The 203-nt window shown below is 61.1% G+C and carries 1 protein-coding gene; it reads left to right on the top strand.

Translation table 11 applies throughout. The features are described from left to right. A partial coding sequence (locus HMPREF0298_RS11440; RefSeq protein ID WP_006841373.1) for a DDE-type integrase/transposase/recombinase occupies window positions 1-203 on the top strand: 203 nt, incomplete at both ends.

Raw genomic sequence — 203 nt, 5'->3', positions numbered from 1 at the left:
CTGATGTCCCGGATTGTCGTCCTGATCTGGTCAATCGTGACTTCACCGCGTCAGCGCCGCACCGGCTGTGGGTCGCTGACATCACCTACGTGCGTACCCTGTCGGGGTTTGCGTACACCGCGTTCATCACCGATGCGTACTCCCGCAAGATTGTCGGGGTTGCCACCAGGGCGAGCATGCGCACCGATGAGCTGCCTTTGGAA

This window comes from Corynebacterium lipophiloflavum DSM 44291 (assembly GCF_000159635.1).
In the GTDB taxonomy this organism is placed as follows: Bacteria; Actinomycetota; Actinomycetes; order Mycobacteriales; family Mycobacteriaceae; genus Corynebacterium; species Corynebacterium lipophiloflavum.
Note: the sequence above shows the minus strand (reverse complement) of the source record. Positions and strands in the feature narration are given on the sequence as shown.